Annotated in this window: 25 protein-coding genes and 1 tRNA gene; 18 read left to right on the forward strand and 8 right to left on the reverse strand. The window is 48.8% G+C overall.

The annotated features are described in order from the left end of the window. The first annotated feature begins 1,117 nt into the window (after positions 1-1,117). The 11 genes from AC6I8U_RS02325 to AC6I8U_RS02375 all read left to right on the forward strand — a co-directional run bounded on the left by AC6I8U_RS02325 (position 1,118) and on the right by AC6I8U_RS02375 (position 10,768). The gene (locus AC6I8U_RS02325) at positions 1,118-2,239 is read left to right on the forward strand and encodes a hypothetical protein (RefSeq protein ID WP_498017642.1); all 1,122 of its coding nucleotides are present in this window, start codon (positions 1,118-1,120) and stop codon (positions 2,237-2,239) included. Positions 2,240-2,965: 726 nt separating this feature from the next. Next, the gene (locus tag AC6I8U_RS02330) at positions 2,966-4,282 is read left to right on the forward strand and encodes a tyrosine-type recombinase/integrase (protein ID WP_498017643.1); all 1,317 of its coding nucleotides are present in this window, start codon (positions 2,966-2,968) and stop codon (positions 4,280-4,282) included. Next, on the forward strand, positions 4,275-4,898 hold the full coding sequence (locus AC6I8U_RS02335; RefSeq protein ID WP_277829191.1) for a hypothetical protein: 624 nt from the start codon (positions 4,275-4,277) through the stop codon (positions 4,896-4,898). Before AC6I8U_RS02330 ends, AC6I8U_RS02335 begins: the two co-directional genes overlap by 8 nt. A gap of 115 nt (positions 4,899-5,013) precedes the next feature. Beyond that, positions 5,014-5,208 (forward strand): helix-turn-helix transcriptional regulator, encoded by a 195-nt coding sequence (locus AC6I8U_RS02340; protein ID WP_277829190.1) that lies wholly within the window; start codon positions 5,014-5,016, stop codon positions 5,206-5,208. 78 nt (positions 5,209-5,286) lie between these two features. Beyond that, positions 5,287-7,641, forward strand: a complete 2,355-nt coding sequence (locus AC6I8U_RS02345; RefSeq protein ID WP_498017644.1) for a phage NrS-1 polymerase family protein — start codon at positions 5,287-5,289, stop codon at positions 7,639-7,641. A gap of 177 nt (positions 7,642-7,818) precedes the next feature. Beyond that, positions 7,819-7,941, forward strand: a complete 123-nt coding sequence (locus AC6I8U_RS02350; RefSeq protein ID WP_498017645.1) for a hypothetical protein — start codon at positions 7,819-7,821, stop codon at positions 7,939-7,941. Then, positions 7,938-8,501 (forward strand): hypothetical protein, encoded by a 564-nt coding sequence (locus tag AC6I8U_RS02355; RefSeq protein ID WP_498017646.1) that lies wholly within the window; start codon positions 7,938-7,940, stop codon positions 8,499-8,501. Before AC6I8U_RS02350 ends, AC6I8U_RS02355 begins: the two co-directional genes overlap by 4 nt. A gap of 71 nt (positions 8,502-8,572) precedes the next feature. After that, positions 8,573-9,280, forward strand: coding sequence for a hypothetical protein (locus AC6I8U_RS02360; RefSeq protein WP_498017647.1), 708 nt, complete (start codon positions 8,573-8,575; stop codon positions 9,278-9,280). Positions 9,281-9,282: 2 nt separating this feature from the next. Further along, a complete protein-coding gene (locus AC6I8U_RS02365) occupies positions 9,283-9,573 on the forward strand; it encodes a hypothetical protein (protein ID WP_498017648.1) in 291 nt (96 codons plus the stop codon). Between the two features lie 165 nt (positions 9,574-9,738). Next, on the forward strand, positions 9,739-10,320 hold the full coding sequence (locus tag AC6I8U_RS02370; protein WP_498017649.1) for a hypothetical protein: 582 nt from the start codon (positions 9,739-9,741) through the stop codon (positions 10,318-10,320). A gap of 88 nt (positions 10,321-10,408) precedes the next feature. Beyond that, a complete protein-coding gene (locus tag AC6I8U_RS02375) occupies positions 10,409-10,768 on the forward strand; it encodes a hypothetical protein (protein WP_498017650.1) in 360 nt (119 codons plus the stop codon). Positions 10,769-10,943: 175 nt separating this feature from the next. Here AC6I8U_RS02375 and AC6I8U_RS02380 read toward each other — a convergent pair. The 5 genes from AC6I8U_RS02380 to rpsU all read right to left on the reverse strand — a co-directional run bounded on the left by AC6I8U_RS02380 (position 10,944) and on the right by rpsU (position 15,650). Beyond that, positions 10,944-11,019 (reverse strand) — tRNA-Ile (locus AC6I8U_RS02380). A gap of 141 nt (positions 11,020-11,160) precedes the next feature. Further along, positions 11,161-13,014 (reverse strand): RNA polymerase sigma factor RpoD, encoded by a 1,854-nt coding sequence (gene rpoD / locus AC6I8U_RS02385; RefSeq protein WP_498017651.1) that lies wholly within the window; start codon positions 13,012-13,014, stop codon positions 11,161-11,163. Positions 13,015-13,114: 100 nt separating this feature from the next. Beyond that, entirely contained in the window at positions 13,115-14,881 is a 1,767-nt protein-coding gene (gene dnaG, locus AC6I8U_RS02390) for a DNA primase (protein WP_498017652.1), read from the reverse strand. 82 nt (positions 14,882-14,963) lie between these two features. Continuing rightward, a complete protein-coding gene (locus AC6I8U_RS02395; RefSeq protein ID WP_252012528.1) occupies positions 14,964-15,407 on the reverse strand; it encodes a GatB/YqeY domain-containing protein in 444 nt (147 codons plus the stop codon). A 27-nt stretch (positions 15,408-15,434) separates the two neighbouring features. Further along, on the reverse strand, positions 15,435-15,650 hold the full coding sequence (rpsU, locus tag AC6I8U_RS02400; RefSeq protein ID WP_001145625.1) for a 30S ribosomal protein S21: 216 nt from the start codon (positions 15,648-15,650) through the stop codon (positions 15,435-15,437). 241 nt (positions 15,651-15,891) lie between these two features. On the opposite strand from rpsU, the gene tsaD reads away from it, so the two are divergent. Further along, positions 15,892-16,911 (forward strand): tRNA (adenosine(37)-N6)-threonylcarbamoyltransferase complex transferase subunit TsaD, encoded by a 1,020-nt coding sequence (tsaD, locus tag AC6I8U_RS02405; protein ID WP_042473362.1) that lies wholly within the window; start codon positions 15,892-15,894, stop codon positions 16,909-16,911. Positions 16,912-17,040: 129 nt separating this feature from the next. After that, the gene (locus tag AC6I8U_RS02410) at positions 17,041-17,853 is read left to right on the forward strand and encodes an alpha/beta fold hydrolase (protein ID WP_498017653.1); all 813 of its coding nucleotides are present in this window, start codon (positions 17,041-17,043) and stop codon (positions 17,851-17,853) included. Between the two features lie 67 nt (positions 17,854-17,920). On the opposite strand, the gene plsY is transcribed toward AC6I8U_RS02410, so the two are convergent. Further along, on the reverse strand, positions 17,921-18,517 hold the full coding sequence (plsY, locus tag AC6I8U_RS02415) for a glycerol-3-phosphate 1-O-acyltransferase PlsY (protein WP_234495166.1): 597 nt from the start codon (positions 18,515-18,517) through the stop codon (positions 17,921-17,923). Positions 18,518-18,623: 106 nt separating this feature from the next. Between plsY and folB the strand changes: the two genes are divergently transcribed. The 3 genes from folB to AC6I8U_RS02430 are packed head-to-tail and all read left to right on the forward strand — an operon-like array spanning position 18,624 to position 20,282. After that, a complete protein-coding gene (gene folB, locus AC6I8U_RS02420) occupies positions 18,624-18,983 on the forward strand; it encodes a dihydroneopterin aldolase (protein WP_042473853.1) in 360 nt (119 codons plus the stop codon). Beyond that, positions 18,980-19,462 carry a 2-amino-4-hydroxy-6-hydroxymethyldihydropteridine diphosphokinase gene (gene folK, locus AC6I8U_RS02425; protein WP_234495168.1) on the forward strand — a complete coding sequence of 161 codons (483 nt, stop codon included), beginning with the start codon at positions 18,980-18,982 and terminating at the stop codon, positions 19,460-19,462. Before folB ends, folK begins: the two co-directional genes overlap by 4 nt. A gap of 16 nt (positions 19,463-19,478) precedes the next feature. Beyond that, positions 19,479-20,282 (forward strand): undecaprenyl-diphosphate phosphatase, encoded by an 804-nt coding sequence (locus tag AC6I8U_RS02430; RefSeq protein ID WP_042473366.1) that lies wholly within the window; start codon positions 19,479-19,481, stop codon positions 20,280-20,282. Positions 20,283-20,340: 58 nt separating this feature from the next. On the opposite strand, the gene AC6I8U_RS02435 is transcribed toward AC6I8U_RS02430, so the two are convergent. Next, on the reverse strand, positions 20,341-21,567 hold the full coding sequence (locus AC6I8U_RS02435; RefSeq protein ID WP_498017654.1) for a multifunctional CCA addition/repair protein: 1,227 nt from the start codon (positions 21,565-21,567) through the stop codon (positions 20,341-20,343). A gap of 85 nt (positions 21,568-21,652) precedes the next feature. Between AC6I8U_RS02435 and AC6I8U_RS02440 the strand changes: the two genes are divergently transcribed. Beyond that, positions 21,653-23,335, forward strand: a complete 1,683-nt coding sequence (locus tag AC6I8U_RS02440) for an ExeA family protein (RefSeq protein WP_498017655.1) — start codon at positions 21,653-21,655, stop codon at positions 23,333-23,335. Continuing rightward, complete coding sequence (locus tag AC6I8U_RS02445; protein ID WP_498017656.1) at positions 23,332-23,967, forward strand: general secretion pathway protein GspB; 636 nt, start codon at positions 23,332-23,334, stop codon at positions 23,965-23,967. The genes AC6I8U_RS02440 and AC6I8U_RS02445 overlap by 4 nt, the downstream gene beginning before the upstream one ends. Before the next feature lie 86 nt (positions 23,968-24,053). Here the strand turns inward: AC6I8U_RS02445 and AC6I8U_RS02450 are convergent, their stop codons facing one another. Then, positions 24,054-25,832 carry a PglL family O-oligosaccharyltransferase gene (locus tag AC6I8U_RS02450; RefSeq protein ID WP_498017657.1) on the reverse strand — a complete coding sequence of 593 codons (1,779 nt, stop codon included), beginning with the start codon at positions 25,830-25,832 and terminating at the stop codon, positions 24,054-24,056. Positions 25,833-25,889: the final 57 nt, after the last annotated feature.

Raw genomic sequence — 25,889 nt, forward strand, 5'->3', positions numbered from 1 at the left:
CAGTAGGCTTTGATTTTTCAGGAGGCCACGTTAGAGCTCGAAGTCGCCAAAAAAAGTAGATTCGGCGCTTCCTGTTCATTCGATAAACTACGGGTAGTTGAGTTGTGGTTCGAGTCTCACAAGAGGTATTTATCGTATTTAGTGGTCGTTTTTTATCGTTACTTTTGGCGAATGTACTCTTTAATATCTTGAATCTTGATAAATGGAAAGCAACTTGTTGCACATTTGCGGTGTGAGATACGTCTAGGTTTGTAAGCTAGGATATTATATTTATTTGCGATAGTTCACAAAATACATTCGATGTAATGAAGAACAATTAAGATTTTATTTTCGTAAGATAAATGTGCACATGTACATTTTAGTTACTTTTAAAGGTTTTTTAAGTTCTAATATCAGAACGGTTTTCTCAAGGGGTAAGAGATTGTTGTCGCTCAACGAAATGTAAGTTTCTCTGACTAGGTTGTTGAGTGCTAACAAGTTTTTATAAAATATGTTAAATACCTTACTGGATGAAAGTGTATGATGCTTTAACTATACTGAAAATTGGTTTTAACTACCAAATGTCGAAAATCAAAGTGAATGATTTTAAATTATTGTTTTTATTGTTTTTATTGTTTTTATTGTTTTTATTGTTTTTATTGTTTTTATTGTTTTTATTGTTTTTATTGTTTTTTTGGAGGGTGAAGGTGGTGTTGATTTTAATGTGTTGAGGTTGGTTTCACATGTCCTGCCAAGGTGATTAATGAGTTGTACTTAATCGAAAGAAAGTTATTTCAGATATTTTTGTATTATTTTTTAATTGACTGCAATAAGCCTATTTAAAGACTGTGAATAGTTCGGTAGACATCATGTGTATGAATTGATTTTTCTCTGCTACATATAGCCAAAGCAAAATTTGACCTAGTTAAACTCAATTATTTACGTTGAGTGATCATCTAATAATAGGTCAATATTTTATGGCTTTTGCATTGAAACCTTATATATAGCAAGCAGTTTCCCTGAGGGGTTCAGCGTTAGGGTTTCGTGTTCTAATCATATCGATTGTTGTCCTAGTGAAATAAGTGGCTAAACAAGATTGAGTCTTTGTCCAACCCAACGAAATTAATGAGATTATACTATGAACAAACTACAACTTACGATTCCTTTGGTATGTGCGTCGTTACTCCTCGGTGGGTGTTCTGACGACGAGCAAACATCTGGAAAGCCTGGAGGAGGTGAGGGTGATCCTACTACGCTGACAGGTGTATATTGGGAGCTCGACCATGAGGGAGTGAAAGTGGCGGCGGCTACTGATACAGACCTTCCAAACGTTTACTACTTCTCTGGAACTCGCTTGAAGTACTACAATGATGACAAAGTGAGCGGGATTTATGAGATTGAGTTCTCTGATTTCGAATATGATGAAGTGACTAAATCTATCTCTTTCAGCTACTATGATACCGATGTTAAGGAAGTTCAAGGCACGTACAGTTTTGATGATGGCAAGCTTATCATTGACGGTGGCAATGATGGTATCTACAACGGTGTTGACCAGTCTGATAATAAATTAGTTGAAGATGCAGCCAAAGATGCTGATGACCGTTACGGTGAGACTAAGGTCGCGCGTATTCAAAACGTTACTGAGGAACTAAGTGGCACTCTCAATATGGCACTCAGTGAACCGGCTTCTGAAGGCTCGTTCGACGCAGATATTACTTATCGTTTAAATGAAGATGGTGCTGAGGCCGGTGATTCTAAGGCCTACGTCGCTGTTTATACGAATGGTTTTTCGTCAGCAAACAGCTACGGTGAGTTATTGTTCGAAGCTATTGATGACGAGCGAGCGCAGATTAAATACCGTAAGCTCTCAAATGCTTTCTCTGATCCGATTTGTGAGTTCACAATGGGAGAAACGCTTCCTATCAAGACTACTTGGGGTAATGATCAGTTCTCATTTACCATCGACAATGCTGAAGTGATTGCTGATAGCGCTGATATTGAAGGTGATACCTGTGAAGCAACGGTTAACTATGCTGTTAGCAATGAGCCGGTGAAGTTCCTGAACGTGCGTGTTGCGGCTAAGAAGACAGAATCTTCTCACGAAGTACTTTTAGATAACGTAAAATCGCTATCAGGTGAAACAGTGTTGTTTGACAACGACTTTGAAGGCTTTGATGATGGCTATGAGCTTGGTGGGGGCCATGGCTTCCGCGGAGAGAGCGCACAAGCTACGATCGTGACGGTAGCAGGTCAACAATAATTTGGATGCTCTGTTAAAAGCATAAATATACCTAGTCCCTGAGGGCAATTATTGCTCAGTCAGGGACTTTTTTATAGCTACCCTTCCGAACACAACTTACCTTGTTACCTAAGGTAGTCTGTTAGTCTCCCTACCTGTTGTCACTCTTTTTGATATCAATTCGATGATTTTGCTCGCTTGAGCAATAGATATACCCCCCCCGTTAATCCGTGAGTGAAGTACTACTGAGTTACATTGGTATATCGCCCGGAGAATGGCTCTGGGCCGATTCTGGTTGAATGACGTTACCTTCATCCCTTGAGATGGCAAAACCGCGCTGTGGCGATTGGGTGGAGAGATTCACATGAGTATATGTCGCTGGATTTACCATGTGTTATGTGGCTAGAAAATAGATCTGACTAGAAACAACAAAGGCCCGTGAATTTCTTCACGGGCCTTCTAAAATTTGGTGGCCCCTCGCAGACTTGAACTGCGGACCAATCGATTATGAGTCGTAAAAATCCTGAAAAGCTGAGAAACATTAAGAAAACTAATGAAAGGCTTTTGTCGTTGAAAATAAAGGCTTTGCGCCATTTCAAACCATGTTAAAGTAGTTCAAAAGTTGTCTGTTAGTTGCACCCTTAGATCACCCATTGGATCACCCATTTCGCGATTGGGTGATCTAACTGAGCCGATTGGGTGACTTAACGGAGGGCGTAAACGAGACTTGAACAGGGGACTAGCCAAATGAAAACGCTGACCGAAAAAGAGATAAGAGGCGCAAAGCCACGCATAAGCCCGAGCGGTAAGCCTACCAAGTATGAACTGATCGACAGCACCCGAGAGCGTGGAGTTGGGCGGCTGGTGGTCCGAGTGTCTGCAGCAGGCTCTAAGGAGTTCGCTTACAAGTATAAATTCGACGGCAAGGTGGCTTACATTCAGTTAGGCCGCTTCCCTGCTTTGTCATTGGCTCAAGCTCGCGAGGAAGTTAAACCGCTAATCAATCTGCTTAAAGCTGGCCGTAATCCTAAGGTCGAACGCGAAAGGCAGAAGCGAGCGGAAGAAGCCGCCGAGAAAGCAGAAGCGATGCAAGGTAGCATCGAGCAGTTATTCAAAGGTTACACCGACAAGATGAAAGCGGACGGAAAGCGAACATACGCCGCCGTTTTAACGTCCCTTGAGAAAGAAGCATATAGCCACATTAACCCGACGACTAAGGCAAAGGACGTAGCGCCAGCCGATATTGTGGCTATTCTCGCCGCCATGATAGACCGGGGCGCGGCTACTCAATCAAACCGTGTGCGATCCTACCTGGTAGCGGCGTTTAACTACGGCTTAAAGCACGACCTCGACCCCGCTGTGGCTAATACGGGCGTTAAGTTCGGCCTAACTACTAACCCGGCTCAAGTCGTACCGCGGCAAGCAGCAGCCGAGCGCGTTGGGAGTAACTACCTTAACCTTGAAGAAGTCCGCCACGTTCTGACCACATTCTCACAGGTTGACCGCATAGGAGAACAGACCGCCGCGCTTATGGCGTTATGCTTCCATACTGGCGGCCAGCGTCCTTATGAAATCGCAGCTAGTCGTTGGGAGTCGGTTAACTGGGCCGAAAGTACACTGCTAATCACCGCCGATGTATCGAAGAACAAGCGCGACCACCTTGTACCGCTGACTGATACGGCGCTGGCTTTGCTTAAAGAGTTGCAAAGCAAGTCGAAAGGCGGCCCGTTCATCTTCCACCAGCGCACCAACATTAATAAACACCTTAGAACCGACAGCCTATCGACAGCGATCAGCCGTTACCGTCAAGCCAATCCCGACTTTAAAGGATTCGTAGCCCGTGACATTCGTCGCACCTGCAAAACCTTGATGGGCGAACTAGGGATCAGCAAAGAGACGCGCGACCGATTGCAAAACCACGCTTTGAACGATGTGTCGAGCAAGCACTACGACCGTTACGACTACTTGCAAGAGAAGCGCCACGCACTGACAGCGTGGGAGAACAGGCTAGCGGGCGAAGCTGGCGGAAATGTGGTAGAGCTGGGAGGCGTCGCGAATGGATAACAAGACGATGCAAGCGCTATGCAATAACCCCGACCTAAGACTTCACAAAGAGCCGGGCGCGGCTGCAGCTTTCCTATTGGCCGCCAGTGAAGCACTGAGCACGACTAATGGCGACATAGAATTAACGCCCCGACTTCGAGAGGTATTGGCGGGGCTATTCCGTGAGGCCGCTATTGTTGGTGTGAACTCGGGAGACAAACAAGCCGCCGACGTTCTGGCGAAAGGATTAGGGTTTAACACACCCAAGGGCACCGACTGCCCGCCAGAAATGGTACAAGCTGCCAGAAATGGCGCGACGAAAACGGAGCTAGCCGAGCATTTTAATGTGGGTAAAAATAAGGTCCCCGAAAAACTAGCGCCCCTAATAGCTGAGGAACGCGATCAGCTCGAACAGCGCTTGTCGCATACAGTTGGACGATTGTTAAGGCTGGTGGATGAAGTCGGGCCCGGTGCAGAAATTACCGAAGTAACCGCTCGCCTCCGTGGTTATCTGACTCCACAGTTCAGGCTATTAACCTCTGATCTGATAGACGATCATATTCAAAACGCTCTTAGAATTGCAAAGTCGGAAGAACTGATCCGACTAACTGGCATAACAATCACTCGCCTAATCTAACCGCACCCCCTCCCGTTTTTCCGAAAAGCGGGAGATTTTCAACTATCCGCCAAAGCCGCTCGGCTACAAGTCAATATTTCCCTGTCTTTCAAACCATTGCAAACAGGGGCAAATCATGGCTAAGCAAACCACAAACACTGATCGCATTATCCGCCGCCCGGCCTTTCGTGAGCTGGCGGGAATATCTTCCTCCACAGAATGGCGCATGAGCCAACGCGGCGAACTTCCTAAATCCGTCGTAGTTGGTGGCCGAGTCCTTGGCTATCTGGAAAGCAGCGTCAACGAATGGCTAACAACCCACACCGTTTAGAAAGCAAAAAGCCCCGCACGAATGCGAGGCCTTATTGACTCAATCAGTCGCTAACCAACAAGCCAGAAGGCAAGCAACATGACCAGTATACAAAACAACCAACTGAATAACCAGCCCGGACTGGTGACAGCGCTGGCTAGCGGCGGACCGCTCGCAGGGCTGGCAGCCTTTCCGCAGTTCATCAACTGCAAAGGGAAGGTACCCGTGGACACCACGACAGGCGAAAGCATTAACCCGCACGACAGAGCCAACCACCTAACAGCCGTGCAAGCGATAGAACGCGCACAGCTAACAGGGTGCGGCGTAGGCTTTGTGATCACCGAGGACGACCCGGTAGGCTGCTTAGACCTAGACGGCTGCTTAATAAACGGCTTTACGCTGTCAACGCTATCACAGCACTTAGTCGGACAGATGCAAGGTGCAGCCGTTGAGCGATCGCAAAGCGGAACGGGCTTGCACTTGTGGTTTTCCTATCAAGGCACAGCGCCAGAGCACGCAAAGAAGAACACCGCCGAGCATATAGAGCTATACACAGAAAGCCGCTTCATTGTGCTAACTGGCGACATGATGCCAATACCCGGCAGCGCTTCAAATGATTGTACTAAAGGCCTTTACTCGGTAATCCACGGTTACTTCCAACCGAAGCAGCACGCGCAGGCCGTCGAATGGACGGACGCCCCGGCAGAAGGATACACGCCGATAGCTGGCGACGACGAGCTGATCGCCAAGGCGAAGGCTAGCGGCAACCTAGCGCGACAGGCTTTTAGCAATAAGGCGACATTTGCACAGCTCTATAAGGCTGACACCGACGCGCTCGCGGCGATCTTCCCTTCTCAAAATGACCACAGTAGCTACGACGGTAGCAGCGCCGATCTAGCACTAGCTAACCATGCTATCTGGTGGACGGCTGGGGATTGTGAGCGCGCCAAATGCTTAATGGTGGGATCGGGCCTACAGCGTGACAAGTGGGAGCAACGCCCCGAGTACCTAGAAGAAACGATCCTTAACGCACTAGCAGCAGCCCAGCAGCGCCCAGACGAGCAGCGATTCTACGGCTACAAGCGCACAAAGCCGCAGCAGCTAGACGAAGGCGAGAGCTTTGTGGTTGTGTCAGAGGAAAAGGCGATCCTTTCCAGCAACGGGCAACTATTACAGCGCGACCAGTTCAACGCCAAGCACGGCGACAAGAAAGCATACGACGAGGTGGTCTACCACTGGCACGGAGCACCACGAGCTGATCGCGTCGAGTTCAACCCGCGAGTCGAGCCAATGGCGATCACCGAGCGCGACGGCGTTAAGTATGTGAATACCTACCGCGACCCACAAGTTAGAAAAGTAGCAGGAGACGCGGGGCCGTTCTTGTTTCACTTAAACAAGTTATTGCCGAGCGAAGCAGATAGCCAGATCGCGCTGGCATATTTAGCCGCTTGCGTTCAGTTCAAGGGCGTCAAGTTCCCGTGGACGGTTTTATTCCAAGGCACAGAGGGCAACGGGAAGACTTTGCTAACTCGCTGCGTCGCTTATGCCGTCGGTAACTGCTACACGCACCTTCCACCAGCTAGCGAAATATCCGAGAAGTTCAACGAGTGGCTATTTGGCAAAGTGCTAATAGGCATTGAGGACGTGTACGTCCCAGACCATAAGCGAGAAGTGATCGAAGTGCTTAAACCGATGATCACAAATGACCGCTTAGCAATGCGCGGAATGGGCCGCTCTCAAATCATGGGCGACAACCTAGCCAATTTCATACTGAACAGCAATCACAAGGACGCGATCCGCAAGACCGCCAACGACCGCCGCTTTGCAATCTTCTACACCGCGCAGCAGTGCGCCGAGGACCTAGCCCGTGACGGCATGGACGGCGACTACTTCCCGAGCTTGTATTCGTGGCTTAACGCTGATGGCTACGCGATTGTTGCTAACTACCTTTCGACTTACAGCATACCCGACGCGCTGAACCCCGCGACGATGTGCCACCGTGCGCCAGTAACAAGCAGCACCAATGAAGCACTAAGAGCCAGCTTAGGTCCAGCAGAGCAGATCATCCAAGAAGCGATCGACCTCGACGAGCCGGGCTTTGCTGGTGGTCTGATTTGCACTAAGGCCGCCAGCTCACTTTTGAAGGACAACCGCAAGAACCTAAGCCCACAGAAAGTGGCGGAGGTGCTGGCGAGTCTCGGTTATGAGCGCCACCCGGCGTTAGAGCGTTCAGCGGGTAAGGTTAGGATCGGAGGGCAGCCGCGCCGCCTATACGTCAAACCCGGAACGCTAGCCGCGCAGCTAACAACGGTCGACGGTATCCGCGAGCATTGGGAAAAGTCACAGGGTGGGGGCCGTTCCGACGTTCCTATCAGTTCCATCTTCTCGGAACGGCTGGAAGCCCCGCCAACACTAGCCTCCCCCTTATCTGTTCCAACTATTCCAAGTAAATAGATTAAAGAGAGAGTAGAGATATATAGGACGGTATGTGTGGAAAGTGTGGGTATATACAGGGGAGTAGGAACGCGGTTGGAACAGTTGGCAAAAAACCGCTAAGCCCTTACACGCCAAGGCCTACAGCCGTTCCAAAGGAACGATCCAAGATCGGAACAGAACAGAGGATTTAGGCGAATGAGCGACACGACAGAGCGAGCGGCAGACGCGATAGCACGGCTAGCCGCAGCGACAGAGAAATTGAACGAATTAGCCGCAGAGCTGGCGGCGTTACGCAAAACAGGAGAAAAGCAGAAATGAGCAACTTCGTACCAAATGACAACGACAACCTCGTAGCGTGCTGGCTGACAGATAGCGGGCACCAGCAAGAGACTAAGCTGATCGGTTATCGCATCACCGAGGGCGGCCGCGCAACGCTGGTGGCTGACCTAGGTTGTGATCAACACCGCCCCTTTGTGGTACTGGACCGCGCGACGGACACATGGCGCAGCGCATCGGGCCGACATTCTGGCAAACGTTCAGACTTGGCGGGCTATCTAATGTCGGCCAACAAGAAAGAAGTAGCCGCCAACCACCTACAGCGAGTGATAGATGATCACCACCGTTTCGACAGGGCGCAGGCCTCCATTGTGGCATTGCTGGACGAGATCGACGATATGACCACCAGCCTTACACCAACCGGGCTAGCAGCAGCCGCGAAACTCACAGCCGCGATCGCCTTAGTCGATCCGCTGGCATGGCGTGAGATGCACAAAGAATTCAAATCATCACTTAATACCATCCGAACCATGACGACAGGAGAACAGCACCATGGACGCAGTATCGCAAAAGCTGATGAGAGCATTCAGCAAAATGATTAAGGAGCATAAAGCCCTTAAAGATGAAATCGAGGCACTAGCCGACCGAATCGAAGAACTAGAGGAAAAGACCGATGAACAAACTAAATAAAATCCAACAGCTAGCTGCCAGCGTTCGCGCTGCACTTGCAAACCTTAAACCTAAGGCTGATCTATCAAATATTGATGAAGCCGCCGCAGAAGCCGCCCAGCTCCGCGAGAAGTTGAACCTGCTTGAGAGAGCAGAGCAAGACGAACAAGCCCGACTAGATGAAGCACAACGCCAATCCGAAGCGAAAGCAAGGCAAGCGGCCCTACAGGCTATCACCGAAACGGCTAACGAAATGACAGCGAAGCACCAAGAGCTAACAGAACAAGCCGAAACGCTGATCGGCCAACTGGTGGCGGTACTGGCTGAACGTGATCAAGTATTCGACGTTCGAGCGTCGGGCTTGTATGACGCAGCCCTCAACTCAAACGAGCGTCAGCAACTCCGCGAAGCGCTAGAACGCACCGCCAGCCCGGTATCTATCGGGCAGTTTAAAGAGAGCTGGAGCCGAGCAGTTAACCAAACCACTAGCGGCGGGACGGCTAAGCGCCTGATCGAGTTAGTCGCAACGCTAGGCTACACGGCCCACACGCCCGATCCATTGCGCCCGGCTACCAGCCGCCTAGCCGAAGTCGCGCACAATATGGCTACTAGCCCTCGCGTGCCAGAACAACCAGCCGCAGAGCCGCAGCCAGAACAACCAACCCACGAGAGCTACACCGTGGATCTAAGACCACAACAAGAGGAGGCCTGATCATGGCTAAACGAGAGACACCAGCGGAGCGCCTAGCCCGCAAGCAAGCAGCGCAGCAGCAAACCGCCGCACCCGGTTCACAAATGGAGCTGGCCAACAAGCTAGCAGAGGAACTAAAGACCAAGCGCCAGCAGCAAGCAGGGGCGACACAAACCGACGGCCCGCAAATGGCTAAGGCTAAAGAGCTTGTCGCCGGTATGCGCAAAGCGCAGGGGGCAGCGCCCCACCAGCGCGGCGCGTTCAACCCGGCAGCATTTGCCCGAGCGCGACAGCAGTTAGGATTGTGCGACTAGCAGCGGAGAGCGACGCGTCGCTATGGCGTGTCGCTCACGGCTCACGGCACAAGGTACTGTACGGACCCCGGGGCACCCCTGCCGTTTTGTTTCGCGCCCCCGGGTAACTCGGAAAGTCTAACGCGGGAAACTGATTTCCCACCCCCTCAGGGAGAGACCTAAACCATGACAACACGAATGACCAAGAACCAGCTAGTCAAGCTGACGAACATCCCCCGCACCTCGCTCTATCGCCAATTCGAGAAGCCGCCGCTATCTGACGCTGTATTGCCTAACGGCCAAGTGTCGCTAGACCACCCAGCAGTGCGGGAGCTATTAGTCGAACATGGTGTGGAATTGGAGAGCGACGCGATCCCGTCAAGAATCCTTAAAGGAACGCTAACCACCCGCGACTTCCACGACCTAACAGTGCGAGAGCTGCTAGCGGCTGGCAATGGCGACCTCGATATGCTGAAAGAGCTAGCGCAGATCGCAAAACATATCAGCACGACAGAGACCCAACAGTTCGCGCTGAACGAGAAGCGCCGCGAGTTTATCCACGTTCAACATGTTCAGCAGTTAGTAACCCATGTGGACGCACTGCAAAAAGCCTTATTGACTGACGCCGTTAAGAACATGGCAACACGTAGCGAGGCACAGTTTGCCGCTGGCGAAAGTCGGAGAGAAGTTGAGAGCGCAATGCGTAACGTGATCAGCCGGACCATTAAGGCCACAAAATCAGAGTTAGAGCGGAGGTTACGCGAATGACGGTAACACTAAACATTATCGAACTATACGGGCTGACCGCCAGCTATGCCGCGGTCGGTGTGCTCTACGGCTGCTTACTGGGGGGGCTATGGAAGCGTTAGAATTTGAGATTGGTTATTCAAGAGGGCGATCAGAGCAGCCCGAGGTTGGATTGTTTGCCGCGGTAATCATGCTAGCCGTGGAAGACGCCACCAAGCGAAAAGGCGAACAACAGGAACGGGCCGAGCGCTGGCTAAAGCTATCGCCTATCTGCCGCGACTACTGCGATATTGTGGGCATAGAGCACAGGACGCTGATCGGTAAGCTGGAGAACTTCTCGCGAACGTTACCCGGCTTGAAGTGGATGCCTAAGCGGCAGCAATGGCGGGCGGAGTATAGCCACAGTTTTTTAGGATACTTTGACGACAAGGCCGAGGCAGTCAGGGCCATAGAGGAGGCGAAAGGGTGAAGAACAGGCGTAAACGGTGGTGGTACTACAAGAACAAGCGGGGCTAGGTGCTCCGCTTTTTTTATATGACTTTTTCTAATGGCAGTTAAAACCCTAGATCACCCATTAGATCACCCATTTTGACAGGTACAAAAAAAGGCGTAGCGGTTACTAACTCGCTACGCCTTGCTGTATATGGTGGCCCCTCGCAGACTTGAACTGCGGACCAATCGATTATGAGTCGACTGCTCTAACCACTGAGCTAAGGGGCCGATAGGTGGATGATTATAGGGTAAGGGCGTCCAAGTGTCTAGATGCAGTAGGTGCTAATTGAGCTTACTTTTTAGTCACTTAAACCCTGAAGATACAAAAAGGTGAGCCAGTGCTCACCTTTTTGTTAAAGCTTGATGCGATTACTCGTCAAGGAAGCTGCGCAGCGTTTCTGAGCGGCTTGGGTGACGAAGCTTACGCAGTGCTTTTGCTTCGATCTGACGGATACGCTCACGCGTTACGTCGAACTGCTTACCAACCTCTTCTAGAGTGTGGTCAGTGTTCATATCGATACCAAAGCGCATACGAAGTACTTTCGCTTCACGAGGCGTTAGACCAGCTAGTACGTCTTTCGTTGCAACACGCAGACTTGTCATCGTTGCAGAGTCTACTGGTAGCTCGAGCGTCGTATCCTCGATGAAATCACCTAGATGCGAATCTTCGTCGTCACCGATTGGTGTCTCCATAGAGATTGGCTCTTTAGCGATTTTTAGTACCTTACGGATCTTATCTTCAGGCATTTGCATACGCTCTGCCAACTCTTCAGGAAGTGGCTCACGGCCCATTTCTTGAAGCATTTGACGAGAGATACGGTTTAGCTTGTTGATAGTCTCGATCATGTGTACTGGGATACGGATGGTACGAGCTTGGTCAGCGATTGAACGCGTAATAGCCTGACGGATCCACCATGTTGCGTAAGTCGAGAACTTGTAACCGCGACGGTATTCAAACTTATCTACCGCTTTCATCAGACCGATGTTACCTTCTTGGATCAGATCCAAGAACTGTAGGCCACGGTTGGTGTACTTCTTCGCAATAGAGATAACAAGACGTAAGTTCGCTTCAACCATCTCTTTCTTCGCACGGCGAGCTTTCGCTTCACCGATAGACATGCGGCGGCTGATATCTTTGATGTTTTGTACAGAAAGCGAAGTTTCTTCTTCGATGATGTCCAGCTTCTGGATAGAGCGGCGGATATCATCTTCGTAACGCTTGATTTTTTCTGCGTATGGCTTGTCAGAAGCAAGAACTTCGTCTAGCCACGCATCACTTGATTCGTTACCTGTGAACAGTGCGATGAACGATTTCTTCGGCATTTTGCCGTACTCAACCGCTTGACGCATGATCAGGCGCTCTTGAGTACGTACGCGGTCCATAGACGTGCGCAGTTCGTTTACCAGGTGATCGAATTGCTTAGGCGTTAGACGGAACTCACGGAATACTTCTTGTACTAGCTCGTGCGACTTAGCCACTTGTGGGCTGTCGTAACCGAATTCGTTTACAGCTAGTTGAAGATCTTGGTAGGTGTTACGAAGCGCAGTGAATTTTTCAAGAGCAAGCTCAGGATCGATACCTGTATCCTCCTCTTCCTCATCTTCTGAGTCGTCATCACTCTCTGCGTCTTCTTCATCTTCGTCTTCAAGATCTGCTTCAGACAGTTCAGAACCGATGTGCGTAGCAGTAGGTGCCGCGGTTTCTTCTTCGTTTGGATCAACAAAGCCAGTGATAACGTCAGTTAAGCGAAGTTCTTCCGCCTGCACCTTATCAAACTGTTCAAGAATGTATGGGATGGTACCAGGGTATTCTGCCACTGAGCTTTGAACTTGGTTGATACCGTCTTCAATGCGCTTAGCAATGTCAATCTCGCCTTCGCGAGTCAATAGCTCAACAGTACCCATCTCACGCATGTACATGCGGACAGGGTCGGTAGTACGACCGATTTCACTTTCAACGCTGGAAAGTGCAGCTGCAGCGGCTTCAGCTGCATCTTCATCAGTAATGTTGTTGTCATCATTCAGAGCAAGATCATCAGCATCAGGAGCAGTCTCTACTACCTTAATACCCATGTCATTAATCATCTGAATAATATCTTCTACCTGTTCTGAATCGACGATTTCTTCAGGTAGGTGGTCATTTACTTCTGCGTAGGTCAGATAGCCTTGTTCCTTGCCCTTAATGACAAGTAGCTTCAGCTGTGACTGCGGATTTTGGTCCATAGACGATATCCAACTTAAGATCTGGTGAAGGAATTTTAGTATGCGAAATGCAAACCACTAATATTAACAAATTTATTCGTTGCTGACTAACTGAATTGGGTTACGCTTTTAAGTCTAGCATCAAGGCTAGCAGCTCCCGTTTTTCTTCGACTGATAAGCCGACACTTCTTTCTTTGGCCTGCAGGTTTTCAATTTGCTTTTCAATGCATTGGGATAAAATTTTGTCCAATGAATCGATAAATACGTCTTCTTGGTTGTCGTCGTCAAGTGGAATGACCCAACTTGCGAGACGAGACAGAAGTGCCTCATTACTACTTCCACGCCATTGTTCTAATAGCTGGCCTGTAGTCATATGGGGATGTGCTTGACATTTATCAACCACTTCCACAAATAAATTCAGCCCAGGCAGTGACAAATCTCTCACTGTGGACAAATCAGGTACCATTTCAGCATAGCTCGGATTTTGTAAAAGGAGAGCTATGACTTCACGCATTGGTGTGCGTTTAATTTCTTTATGAGGCTGAGCTCGCGTTTCTTGCTGACCTTGCTTATCGATCAGCTGTTGCAGTTGCCTTTCATCGACAAGGCCCAGTTTACGTCCTAGAAGCTCCCTCAAGTATAGTCGCAATGTGCCGCCGGGCACTTTGTCGATCAATGGAACCGCTAGAGTGCTAAGCTTTGCCATTCCTTCTTTCGTGCGGGCGTCGACCTGCTGCATGAGTGAAGAAAACATAAACTCAGACAATGGCATGGCATTTTGTACTTCGGCTTCGAACGCCTCTTTGCCGTTTTGGCGAATGAATGAATCAGGGTCTTCGCCGTCTGGCAAGAACATGAATTTAAGCTGCCTACCATCATTCAAGTAAGGCAGGGCATTCTCCATGGCGCGCCAAGCAGCATCTCGACCCGCACGGTCACCATCGTAACAGCACACGACAGTACTGGTTTGGCGAAACAGCACCTGAAGGTGATCGCCCGTCGTTGAGGTGCCCAAAGAGGCGACAGAGTAGTCAACGCCATATTGTGCCAGCGCCACGACGTCCATATAGCCTTCTACGACAAGTACCTGTGGTGGTTCACGATAGGCTTGCAGCACTTCGTAAAGGCCATAAAGCTCTTTGCCTTTATGGAAGATTGGCGTTTCAGGAGAGTTTAGGTACTTGGGCGTACCATCGCCTAAAACACGTCCACCAAAACCAATCACACGACCACGTCGGTCACGAATAGGGAACATGATACGACCTCTAAAGCGGTCATATCGGTTACCCTTGTCATTTTCTATCAACATACCACCAGACACCAACATGTCTTGGGTGGCTTTCTGTTGACCGAAGTTCTTACGCACGCTATCCCATTCATCAGGGACATAGCCAATGCCAAACTTCTGAACAATCTCTCCAGAGAGTCCACGGCCCTTTAGATACTCTATAGCGACTTTGTTTGCAGAAACTTTAAGCTGATCTCGGTAGTATTGACCTATGGTCCCCATGAGATCATAGAGAGATCGTTTCTGTTCGCTACTAGCGGTAGGTCCTTTGGAGAAATTACCCGATTGCCCACTGCGCTGTTCTCTTGGAACATCTAATCCTAATGACGAAGCTAACTCTTCAATCGCTTCAACAAACTCGAGGCGTTCATATTCCATGAGAAAGTCGATAGCATTACCGTGTACGCCACAGCCGAAGCAATGATAGAACTGCTTTTCTTGGCTTACGCTGAAAGAAGGGGTTTTTTCGTTATGGAATGGGCAGCAAGCACCGTAGTTCTTACCTTGTTTCTTCAGTTTTACGCGTGCGTCAATGACGTCGACAATATCAAGTCGAGCGAGTAGGTCATCGATAAAGCTACGAGGGATGATTCCTGCCATAAAACCTTTTTACAAGAGTTAGATACAAACAAGCCGTGCGTTCCAAAGGATAGCACGGCTTGTTGCAATTTTGGTTGAGTAATTAAGCGAGTTTAGAGCGAACTAAACCACTTACTTTACCCATATCTGCACGACCTTGAATTTGTGGCTTAAGCACACCCATTACCTTACCCATGTCTTGCATGCCCGCTGCACCAGATTCGGTAATGGCACTGTCAATCAGTGCTGCAACTTCATCATCGGTCAGTGGTTGAGGCATAAAATCCTCAAGTACGGCAATTTCAGCTTGCTCAGCTTCAGCAAGATCTTGACGACCCGCTGCTTCAAATTGCGTAACAGAATCGCGACGTTGTTTAACCATTTTAGTCAGCACGGCAAGAATGTCGTCTTCGCCCAGAGTAATCTGTTCGTCTACTTCACGTTGCTTGATGGCTGCTAAGGCTAAACGAATAGTACCAAGGCGCAATTTGTCCTTGGCTTTCATCGCTAATTTTTGCTCTTCTTTGAGTTTATCAATCAGAGCCATAACTAAAATCCTATCTGGACCTAGTTATTAGTACAGGCGAACGCGACGAGCGTTTTCGCGAGCTAGCTTCTTAGCGTGACGCTTTTGAGCTGCTGCTTTAGCGCGTTTGCGAACTGTAGTTGGTTTTTCATAGTGCTCACGACGACGCACTTCAGAAAGGATACCTGCTTTTTCGCAAGAGCGCTTGAAACGACGTAGTGCAACGTCGAACGGTTCGTTTTCACGTACTTTAACTACTGGCATATGCCTTTCACCTCAGGGGTTAACTGTTCATTAATGCTGGCGCTTGTTGGTTAGTACTAAGAACTCTCAATGGAACTCTCTGTTCTAAGCGTAAAACCAGCTAGATCAAAAATGGTGCGGAATTTTAATCCGATCACATGCCCTTTGTAAAGTACTTTGTCGTCTATCTCTTGTACAAAATTTGTTTGCAAGCTCGTGACGAGGTAATATTGCGCCAATTTCGAAATATGTCGAGAACAATATGCGCATTCTAGGTATTGAAACCTCTTGTGATGAAACAGGCATCGCAATCTATGATGATGAAAAAGGACTGCTGTCCCATCAACTATATAGTCAGGTAAAACTGCACGCTGATTACGGCGGTGTTGTCCCTGAATTGGCGTCACGTGATCACGTGAAGAAAACGATCCCGTTGATCAAAGCAGCATTAGCAGAAGCAAATCTGACACCAAAAGATATTGACGGTGTGGCCTATACCGCTGGTCCAGGTCTGGTGGGTGCGCTGCTGGTTGGTACGACGATTGGACGTAGCATGGCTTACGCGTGGGGTGTGCCTGCTGTGCCCGTGCATCATATGGAAGGACACTTGCTGGCACCAATGCTGGAAGACAATCCACCACCATTCCCGTTTATTGCTCTGTTGGTCTCAGGCGGACACAGCATGATCGTTGAAGTAAAAGGCATTGGTGAGTATCAGATCCTTGGTGAGTCTATTGATGATGCCGCCGGGGAAGCATTCGATAAGACGGCGAAACTAATGGGCCTTGATTACCCAGGTGGGCCGCTGCTTTCTAAGCTTGCTGATAAAGGCACGCCGGGTCGCTTTAAGTTCCCACGTCCAATGACGGATCGTCCGGGTCTTGATATGAGCTTTTCGGGTCTTAAAACGTTTGCAGCGAATACCATCGCGGCGAACGATGATAGTGAGCAGACTCGCGCAGACATTGCTTACGCATTCCAAGAGGCGGTGTGTGAAACTCTAGCAATTAAATGTAAGCGTGCCCTAAAGCAAACGGGTATGAAGCGTATCGTTATCGCGGGTGGTGTGAGTGCTAACCGTTTCCTGCGTAAAGAGTTAGAGGCGCTGGCGAGCAAAATCGGTGGTGAGGTGTATTACCCACGCACTGAGTTTTGTACCGACAACGGGGCGATGATTGCATACGCGGGCATGCAGCGCCTTAAAAATGGTGAAGCGGCCGAACTTTCGGTTGAGGCGACACCACGCTGGCCAATTGATCAGCTAAGTCCGATAAAAGGTTAACAATGAAGGTCACGCAAGTGGCCTTTTTTAATGACATTTCTGCACAAAACTCCTAAAGTCCGAGACTGGCTTATCGTGCTACAGTCTTGAATAGCAAAGTAATGGTTATTAATTAGGGAATACGACAACATGAAGCAGTTTACCGTTGAAGGACAAGTCATGACGTATCAGGATGTCGGCGAAGGGCCGGTCGTCCTATTTGGTCACAGCTATTTGTGGGATAGCCAAATGTGGCAGCCGCAAGTAGAAGCGCTGAGTCAGCACTATCGTTGTATCGTTCCTGATTTGTGGGCTCATGGACAGTCGCAAGCTGCACCTGCATCAATGAGTAATCTTGCCGATTATGCCAAGCACTTGTTGGCGTTAATGGATGAGCTTGGGGTTGAGACGTTTTCAATCGTCGGCTTGTCGGTTGGCGGCATGTGGGGCTCGGAGTTAACGGCTCTGGCTCCAGCTCGAGTAAAAAGTTTAGTGTTGATGGATACCTTCGTTGGTTTAGAACCAGAGGTTGCGCATGCCAAGTACTTCTCAATGCTAGCGACGATCTCTGAGCTTAAGATGGTACCCGCACCCATTGTCGACGCGGTTGTGCCGTTGTTTTTTGCCAATAATGCCAAGCAAGACAATGCAGAGTTGGTTTCAGGTTTCGAAACCAAACTTGCCGCTTTGTCAGGTGAGCAGGCAGATCAAGTTGCTCGAATCGGTCGAATGGTGTTTGGTCGCCGTGACCTCTGTGATGAGATTGAAAAATTTGCATTGCCGACCTTGATTGCCGTTGGTGCAGAAGATAAGCCTCGCCCAGTGCTTGAGTCTTACCTAATGAATGATCTGATCACTGGAAGCTCGATCAACGTGATCCCTTCTGCAGGTCATATTAGTAACTTAGAGCAGCCAGAGTATGTGACGGGGATGCTGAGCGAGTTTTTATCTCAGCATGCGTAAGCAGCAAACATCGCGCGCACAAAAAAGGGCAGCTTAGGCTGCTCTTTTTTGTTAGGAAGATAGGTAACTAGGAGGTCTTTTTCTTACCTAGCTTTGGCTCTGTCCCTTCAAATAGCCTGCGAATATTTTGATGGTGCCTTAATAGGATAAGACAGCTAAGCATGGCAACTGGCAGGGTAAATAGTGGGCGTGCCATCCAGGTATATACAGGTGCCATGAGAACCGTCACAATCGCCGCTAAAGAAGAATAGCGAAACAGAGCGGCAACCAATAACCATGTCCCGGTGATTAATCCCGTTAAGTCCCAGCCAATGGGTGCGATGGCTCCCAGCGCTGTCGCCACTCCTTTTCCACCTTTAAAATGGAAAAACAGTGGGTACATGTGACCTAAACATGCAGCAATCGCAATGACACCCAACACGACAGCATCGATGCCGAGGTAATAGCCACTCCAGACAGGAATCGTCCCTTTCAGCATGTCACAAAGAAGCACAGCAACAGCAGCCCCTTTTCCGCCAGTACGTAAGACATTGGTCGCTCCGGGGTTGTTGGACCCGACCGTTCTTGGATCGGGCAGTCTGAGTAGACGACAGATCAGTACAGCACTCGACACAGAGCCAAGCAGGTAAGCTGCAATAATCATAGCGAGTGCTATTGGTGTCATTGGAACCCTTTTCGCAAGAAATTATCCATAGGGACTGATATCATAACGAAAATAGTACGTTTTTTCCCGATAAATGGGTATCCGACCTCTAATCAAAGGACAAATCATGGCATTGGATAAAGTATTCATTGAGCAGCTTGAAGTGATCACCACCATTGGTGTGTATGACTGGGAACAAGAGATTAAACAAAAGCTTATTCTTGATATTGAAATGGCTCATGATAATGCGCCAGCAGGAAAAAGTGATGATGTTGCTGATGCCTTGGATTATTCAAAAGTAAGTGAAGCAGTACTCAACCATATCCAGAATGGGCGCTTCCTCCTGGTAGAGCGTGTTGCCGAAGAGGTTGCCGCTATCATTCAAAATCAATTCAATGTGCCTTGGGTTAAGATACGTCTTGCTAAACCTGGCGCTGTTCCTCAAGCAAAAAGCGTTGGTGTCGTTATTGAGCGAGGCCAAGCATGATCACTACTTACATTGGCATCGGTACCAATGTGGAGCGTGAAAAGCACATCAGAGCGGCATTCGTAGAACTGACATCTCTAGGACGCAATCTTGCACTCTCGCCCGTTTATGCCTGTGAGTCATTCGGCTTCGATGGCAGTGAGTTTTATAACATGGTGGTGCGAGTTGATACCGATCTCAATTTGTTTGAGCTTTCCCAAGTGTTAAAACAGATTGAGATAAAGTGGGGCAGGGCGGCAGATGCGGCGAAGTTTCAGGATCGCACGCTTGATCTTGATATCTTGTTGTATGGAAATGAAATCTCACAAAAAAAGCCGTTAGTTCCGCGTGAAGATATCTTTAAGTATTCCTTTGTCACACAGCCACTGTATGATCTCGACCCGCAGCTTGTTATTCCTAATGATGGGCGAACGGTAGAACAGATTTTAGAGACTATGTCCGATGTAGACTCGCTGAAAAAAATCGATTTTCAATTTTAGTTGGTAGTTATTAATCATGAGTTATTTTGAAGCCTTTATACTGGCCTTGGTGCAAGGATTTACCGAATTTTTGCCAATCTCTAGCTCCGCGCACCTTATTTTGCCTTCGGCTATTTTGGGCTGGGAAGATCAAGGCCTGGCATTTGATGTTGCTGTACACGTAGGCACACTGGCTGCGGTGGTGATCTATTTCCGAAAAGAGGTGGTTACTCTTTTTAGTGCTCTATTTGGGTCCATTTTCAAGGGAGAGCGAAGCAAAGAGTCGAAACTGGCGTGGATGATCGTTCTAGCAACGATTCCGGCATGTATCTTCGGTTTGCTGATGAAGGACATTATTGAGCTTTATCTGCGCAGCGCTTATGTGATTGCGACGACAACAATCGTATTTGGTTTGTTGCTGTGGTGGGTGGATAAAAACGCTAAGCTGGCGGACGACGAATATCAAGCGGGCTGGAAGAAAGCGTTATTCATTGGCCTAGCTCAGGCAGCGGCAATCATTCCTGGTACTTCTCGCTCTGGTGCGACGATTACTGCAGCGTTATACCTTGGATTTACTCGAGAAGCGGCAGCGCGTTTCTCGTTCTTAATGTCGATTCCAATTATCACGCTTGCGGGGGCGTATCTTGGTCTAAAATTAGCCACTGGCAGCGAGCCGATTCACTTTGGTTTCTTGTTAACGGGCATCATTGTTTCGTTCGTTAGTGCGTATATCTGTATTCACTTCTTCTTGAAACTTATCTCACGTATGGGCATGACGCCGTTTGTGATTTATCGCTTGATCTTAGGTGTGGGTCTGTTTGCTTTTCTGCTAATGAGCTAATTTCACTTGATGGTGGCTCAGAGCTTTTCCTTTGAGCCACTATTCATCCTCACTCGCTTTAGTTTCCCTCAGCTAATGCCAATTCAACAGCTTTACTGCGGCGTTTATCCAGCTCTTCCTTTATCGCCTGTCCTTTAAATCCATCAGCAATAATGGTTTGGACATTAACACCAACTGCGGCTCGATATGCATTCATAAAGCGCTCTGCTTGGGGGTAAGGTTCCTTCTCCAATCCCTTTCGACCCTTATGGTCTGCCTCGCAGCATACTAATACCTGCTCAAGTTTTTCAGGTTTTCGCCAGACGTCGAGTTGGCCGAATATTTTCACAAAGGTGCTGGCGCGCAGTTCAAATGCGCGATGAACATTCGAATGCTGAGCGCACACGGCGATAGCAAGATCTCGGTAGTCATTGGGGACGCGTACACGTGCGCACAATGCCTTAATGATCTTCTGTCCTGTGTGCGTGTGTCGCTTGTGACTTGGCCACTCTTCTTTGGGGGTGACCGCTTTTCCTAAGTCATGAACTTGGGCTGCGAATCGTACGGTTGGCAGTGCGCTTAATCGTGAGACCTGTTTAGCCACCATTAAGGTATGGACGCCAGAATCAATTTCTGGGTGCCATTTTTCTGGTTGCGGGACGCCAAACAGCGCATCTATCTCTGGCAATACGACCTCTAGGGCACCGCAGTCTCTAAGAACTTGTAAGAAAACCTCAGGCGATTGTGTGGTTAACGACTTATGCCACTCTTGCCACACGCGCTCGGCCGTTAGGTATTCGAGCTCCCCTGCGTAGACCATAGTGCGCATGAGCGCCATTGTTTCGGGAGCTACCTGAAAACCAAGATGAGCAAGTTTTGCGGCAAATCTTGCAACGCGAAGGACACGAAGTGGATCTTCACTGAATGCTGGTGAGACATGCCTCAACACTCGCTGTTCGAGGTCTTGCTGCCCGTTGTAGGGGTCGATAAGTTTGCCTGTTTCATCTTGGGCAATAGCATTGATGGTGAGATCGCGGCGCATTAAGTCTTGCTCTAGCGTGACATCCGGCGATGAGAAACATTCGAAACCGGTATAACCCTTACCAGATTTTCGTTCAGTTCGAGCTAATGCGTGCTCTTCTTTAGAATCTGGATGCAAAAATACCGGGAAGTCTTTGCCCACGGCTTGAAAGCCGAGCTCAAGCATCGCCTCTGGTGTGGCTCCGACGACCACCCAATCTCTGTCGTAGACATCAATATTTAATAATTGGTCGCGTACTGCGCCTCCAACAAGAAAGACTTGCAAATTGGCTCCCCTTTTTACTACTTAGCCGTTGGCATTACTGAGCGCCAATGGTACTTTGCTTTGAGTGATATTGTAAGGTTAACCCATGTACAAGGATTATTTTGGTTTTCGCGAGGTACCGTTCTCGATAGTACCGAGTTCGCGCTACTTGTTTTTAAGTCAACGCCACCGAGAAGCGATGCAGCATTTGCAAGCTGGACTCGGTCAGGGTGGCGGCTTTGCCATGCTTACTGGTGAGGTGGGGACCGGGAAAACCACGGTTGCCAAAGCCATGCTGGCTTCGCTTGATGATAAGACGGCGTCAGGGCTCATTTTAAATCCAACGTTTTCAAGCCAGGATCTGCTTGAAGCGATTTGTGATGAATTCTCTATCTCTTATCCTGAGCAAGCCTCACTCAAGCAGTTAAGCCAAGCTATCTATCAGTATTTGCAACACAATGAGCAGCAAGGTATCAATACGCTGGTGGTCATTGATGAAGCTCAGCACCTTTCTGCAGAAGTGCTTGAGCAACTGCGCCTTTTAACCAATCTGGAAACCGATGACCGTAAGCTTCTGAAAGTACTTCTGATTGGCCAGCCTGAGTTGCAACAGAAGCTAAGAACGACGCAATTACGCCAGTTAGCACAGCGTATTACGGGTCGATATCATTTACTGCCACTATCAGAAGGTGAGGCTCGTCAGTATATCGAGTTTCGCTTATCGACAGCAGGTGGCGAGACTTCGTTATTTAACAAGTCGGCGGTAGCGGCGATTAACAATGCGAGTCAGGGTATTCCAAGGCTGATTAACCTAATTGGGGACAAAGCCTTGCAGTACGCTTACCATTCAGGTGAGAAGCGAGTGTCAAAATCTATCGCTCTCAAAGCGTGTGAAGATATTCTCTCGTTTCAGGCTCCCGGTGTTGGTAATACAGCCAAATCAACATCTAGCTCTTGGCGTCAAGCCATAGGTCAATATGCTCTGCCTGCCGTCCTGGGTGTGTGTGTCGCGGCGGGCTTGTATTGGAAGGGGGCTGATGCCTTGTCTTGGGTTCAGCACTCATGGGCGTCGCTGCAGGCGATTGATGTTCCCAATGAAACGGCACCTGTCGAGACACCCGTGGATGCGCTAGCGGTGATTGCCGAAGAGCCTCAGCCGCAACAGACTCTATACCCTGCCGAATTGATTCCGCAACTGCTAAATCGTGACGACAAAATTGCTGCGATCCAGGAGCTTTATGCCGTTTGGGGGTATAGAGCAAGCGTGTTAGATGGCATGTGCGATTCTGAGACTAATGGTTTGTTTCAATGCCAGAAGTACCTTGGTACGTTAGAGCAGATCACCGCACAAAACCTCCCTGTTGTTATGCCTTTGTATCATAAAGGGCGAGAAGGCTATGTGGTGCTCTACAGAGTGGCAGGTGATGAGGTTGAGGTGCTCAATGGTACTCAACGTATTGCCATGCCGAAAGCGTGGCTAGAGTCATTATGGACCGGTGAGTACTACTCGATTTGGCAACGTGAGATCTACTCGACACTGCGCTTGAATCAACAAGGCGAGCAGGTGTTGCTGCTGGATAGCAAACTGTCTCAAGTGTTGGGTGACCAGCCAACTGGCAGTGATGTGTTCGATAAAACACTAGAGCGTAAAGTTGAGATCTTCCAACGCTGGCAAAATATGGATGTCGATGGTATTGCTGGAAGAAACACACTCCGACAGCTAGAGCTTATGACTCAGACCGATGCACCTAGCCTTGTTTGGAATAACCCTGAGGAGGCTTTGCAATGAGTCAGGTTACGTCTATGAGCCTACTTCTGTTAGCGTTGACGAGCAGTGCAGCACTTGCTGAAAACCCATCTAATGGTCCAGTTGATAGCGAAGGATACTCAGTATTAACGTATCCGACGTTTTCTGAGTTAAAGCCGCTCCCTAAAAGAACTTATGTAGCGCCGCTGCCAATACCTGAACCAACGGCCGCTATACAAGCTTCATCAAACATCGATCGAGAGTTGCCTAGTGTTTCAGAGCCAGCTCTTAACGCCCCAAAACCAGCAAACACGTCTAATGAACCTTTTGGGTTGGATGATCTTGATTTGAGCGGCCTTGATCCAGATATCGCGAGAAAAGTGGCGGCGGCGATGAGTAATGAGCCGGAAAACCCTCTGCTCCGCAATGCTGACCATATCGCACTAGAGAGCAACGAGGCCCGCTATCGAGGCCGTTTGCCAGCCCTTAATTTACAGACCCACATGTACTCGTCGGATTCGAACCGAAGGTGGATCAAGGTAAATGGACAAGAGCTGAAAGAGGGTGATCGACTCAACTCGATTCAGTTACTGGCGATTGAGCCGCAGTCGATAACAATTCGATTCGACAATGACATTATCGATATCCCAGCGCTTTATGAATGGGGTGGGTAATAAACAAAAAGGAGGCTCGCCGATGTGGCGAGCCTCATTTTTTAACGAACGAATTCTATCGAGCCTACTCTTGCAAGGTCAGCTTTTTAGAGAGTGGTAGACGTAGAACTTACGGCCTCACTGGGACTGTTGGTTGGCGTGGAAATAGGTGCCAGTGCAAACGTGTGATCCGGGAATAGATATTGCGCCTCAGCGAGCACCTGCTGGGCCTTACTTACCTCACCACTACCTTGATACGCCAAAATCAAGTTTCGATAGAAGGCTGGTCTGGGTTTACTCTTAATCACCTCGACTGACCAATCAATATAAGGCTGAATATACTCTGGGTTTCCGGTTGCGAGTCCAAGTTTTAAGTAGGTGCTGTATAGATCCCAGTGATACCTGTCTTTCCAAACCACAGGATTCGTCACTTGCTCTAGTAGACTTGCGTCGACTGGTTGCGACTTTTCAAATTTGGTCAGTACATAGTTGGTGTGCAGCGCCGCGACCATATACACGCTGACCAAGATAGGGATGAGCAGCGACAGAACTCTAGAGAGCGTTTTGGTAAACGAAGTAAAAGAGAGCTGTTTGATCCTTGGCGTACGTTGATCGACCCAGTAGATAAGAATAATGAATGTGATCCAGTGGATCAGTGAATGGTAAAACGGGTACTCAAGTTGACTGTGCAAAGCGATGGGCAGAAACAGTGCAAATATAGCGAGTCGAGTCCCTTTTTTCGCGGTGTAGATTCGACTCAAGACAAATAGAGCAGCCAGTAGAATGCCGAGCATTGGGAGTAGACCACCTTCTATTCCCCAAAACAGCATTTCGTTGTGTGGATGATCAAGTGCTGGTATCCCCGGTGCAAAGCTTTCATTTAGCTGGTGCTGTCTCGCGGTATAAATCAGATACTCCGATTCAAACTTACCCAGTCCGTAGCCTGTGAATGGCTTTTCAATCAACATATCTAAAGACTGGCTATAGATGGTTGAACGCACATCTTCGAGACTCGACTTTTGCGTGATCAGATTCTGACTTCCTGAGTTACCGAACCCTAAAAGCAGTCCTAGAGCTAAACCAGCAAGAGTGGCGAGAGTCCAGCCTCTAAAGCGTTTTCTGGTCGAGTGGCGGTAAAGATATGGAACAAGAAATACAAACCCGAGCGCTGCGCCAAGCCAACCTGTTCGAGAGCCCAGTACTACAACTAAAGGTATGGTAATCATGGGGGTGACATAGAGGATAGAGACGTCACTGATTCGCCAGTTGTACTTATGCTTTTGCCTAGCGAGTAAGTAGCCAGAGAGCACGAAACCTGTAGCGAGAAAGCTTGCCATGACGTTGGGCTGCTGAAAAATGCCATAGGGACGGTTAGTCGATACATCGTAGCCGAACCAATTGTTAGGCGTGAGCAGCAGGACCTGAGCATAACCGATTGAGGCTTCAATGAGAGAAGCGAGTACGACGAGCCACAGCAAGCGCTGCTTCTGTTTGTTGGTAAATTGAAATTGCTGCAGCAATACAAAAAATAAAAAACCAAACCATAGGGCGACATATCGAGGTGCTACAGACGCGATATCTGGACCGCTGTAGAGTAACGGAAGCGTCATCAATACACAGGAAAGCCCAAGCCCTACGGTTAGTTTGCTAAATTTTAGCACTCGATTAGTGCCTAGCTGGTAAAGCCCTAAGCCAATGGCTATCGAGAAAACGACCCATGCAGTGTTATTGAACGACAGTGCAAGACCGGTTCCCCCAGGGTTCGGCCAAAATAGATGCGTCGCAATAAGGAATAGCACCGCCATGGCGGTCATAAACTTGCGATTAAGAGGAGGGCGAACCTTTACTGGTTCGAGTTCCGTTCCATTGGTATGAATGATTGCCATGTTCGCGACTAGTTAAACTCAAGAAAATCATAGGAGGTCAAACTGACCTCCTATGTA

The organism is Vibrio sp. KUL80 (assembly GCF_059725495.1).

Excerpts from the sequence above, each read along its gene's own strand:
- AC6I8U_RS02325 (WP_498017642.1), top strand. The coding sequence starts at position 1,118 with ATGAACAAACTACAACTTACGATTCCTTTGGTATGTGCGTCGTTACTC.
- AC6I8U_RS02330 (WP_498017643.1), top strand. The coding sequence starts at position 2,966 with ATGAAAACGCTGACCGAAAAAGAGATAAGAGGCGCAAAGCCACGCATA.
- AC6I8U_RS02335 (WP_277829191.1), top strand. The coding sequence starts at position 4,275 with ATGGATAACAAGACGATGCAAGCGCTATGCAATAACCCCGACCTAAGA.
- AC6I8U_RS02340 (WP_277829190.1), top strand. The coding sequence starts at position 5,014 with ATGGCTAAGCAAACCACAAACACTGATCGCATTATCCGCCGCCCGGCC.
- AC6I8U_RS02345 (WP_498017644.1), top strand. The coding sequence starts at position 5,287 with ATGACCAGTATACAAAACAACCAACTGAATAACCAGCCCGGACTGGTG.
- AC6I8U_RS02350 (WP_498017645.1), top strand. The coding sequence starts at position 7,819 with ATGAGCGACACGACAGAGCGAGCGGCAGACGCGATAGCACGGCTAGCC.
- AC6I8U_RS02355 (WP_498017646.1), top strand. The coding sequence starts at position 7,938 with ATGAGCAACTTCGTACCAAATGACAACGACAACCTCGTAGCGTGCTGG.
- AC6I8U_RS02360 (WP_498017647.1), top strand. The coding sequence starts at position 8,573 with ATGAACAAACTAAATAAAATCCAACAGCTAGCTGCCAGCGTTCGCGCT.
- AC6I8U_RS02365 (WP_498017648.1), top strand. The coding sequence starts at position 9,283 with ATGGCTAAACGAGAGACACCAGCGGAGCGCCTAGCCCGCAAGCAAGCA.
- AC6I8U_RS02370 (WP_498017649.1), top strand. The coding sequence starts at position 9,739 with ATGACAACACGAATGACCAAGAACCAGCTAGTCAAGCTGACGAACATC.
- AC6I8U_RS02375 (WP_498017650.1), top strand. The coding sequence starts at position 10,409 with ATGGAAGCGTTAGAATTTGAGATTGGTTATTCAAGAGGGCGATCAGAG.
- rpoD (WP_498017651.1), bottom strand. The coding sequence starts at position 13,014 with ATGGACCAAAATCCGCAGTCACAGCTGAAGCTACTTGTCATTAAGGGC.
- dnaG (WP_498017652.1), bottom strand. The coding sequence starts at position 14,881 with ATGGCAGGAATCATCCCTCGTAGCTTTATCGATGACCTACTCGCTCGA.
- AC6I8U_RS02395 (WP_252012528.1), bottom strand. The coding sequence starts at position 15,407 with ATGGCTCTGATTGATAAACTCAAAGAAGAGCAAAAATTAGCGATGAAA.
- rpsU (WP_001145625.1), bottom strand. The coding sequence starts at position 15,650 with ATGCCAGTAGTTAAAGTACGTGAAAACGAACCGTTCGACGTTGCACTA.
- tsaD (WP_042473362.1), top strand. The coding sequence starts at position 15,892 with ATGCGCATTCTAGGTATTGAAACCTCTTGTGATGAAACAGGCATCGCA.
- AC6I8U_RS02410 (WP_498017653.1), top strand. The coding sequence starts at position 17,041 with ATGAAGCAGTTTACCGTTGAAGGACAAGTCATGACGTATCAGGATGTC.
- plsY (WP_234495166.1), bottom strand. The coding sequence starts at position 18,517 with ATGACACCAATAGCACTCGCTATGATTATTGCAGCTTACCTGCTTGGC.
- folB (WP_042473853.1), top strand. The coding sequence starts at position 18,624 with ATGGCATTGGATAAAGTATTCATTGAGCAGCTTGAAGTGATCACCACC.
- folK (WP_234495168.1), top strand. The coding sequence starts at position 18,980 with ATGATCACTACTTACATTGGCATCGGTACCAATGTGGAGCGTGAAAAG.
- AC6I8U_RS02430 (WP_042473366.1), top strand. The coding sequence starts at position 19,479 with ATGAGTTATTTTGAAGCCTTTATACTGGCCTTGGTGCAAGGATTTACC.
- AC6I8U_RS02440 (WP_498017655.1), top strand. The coding sequence starts at position 21,653 with ATGTACAAGGATTATTTTGGTTTTCGCGAGGTACCGTTCTCGATAGTA.
- AC6I8U_RS02445 (WP_498017656.1), top strand. The coding sequence starts at position 23,332 with ATGAGTCAGGTTACGTCTATGAGCCTACTTCTGTTAGCGTTGACGAGC.
- AC6I8U_RS02450 (WP_498017657.1), bottom strand. The coding sequence starts at position 25,832 with ATGGCAATCATTCATACCAATGGAACGGAACTCGAACCAGTAAAGGTT.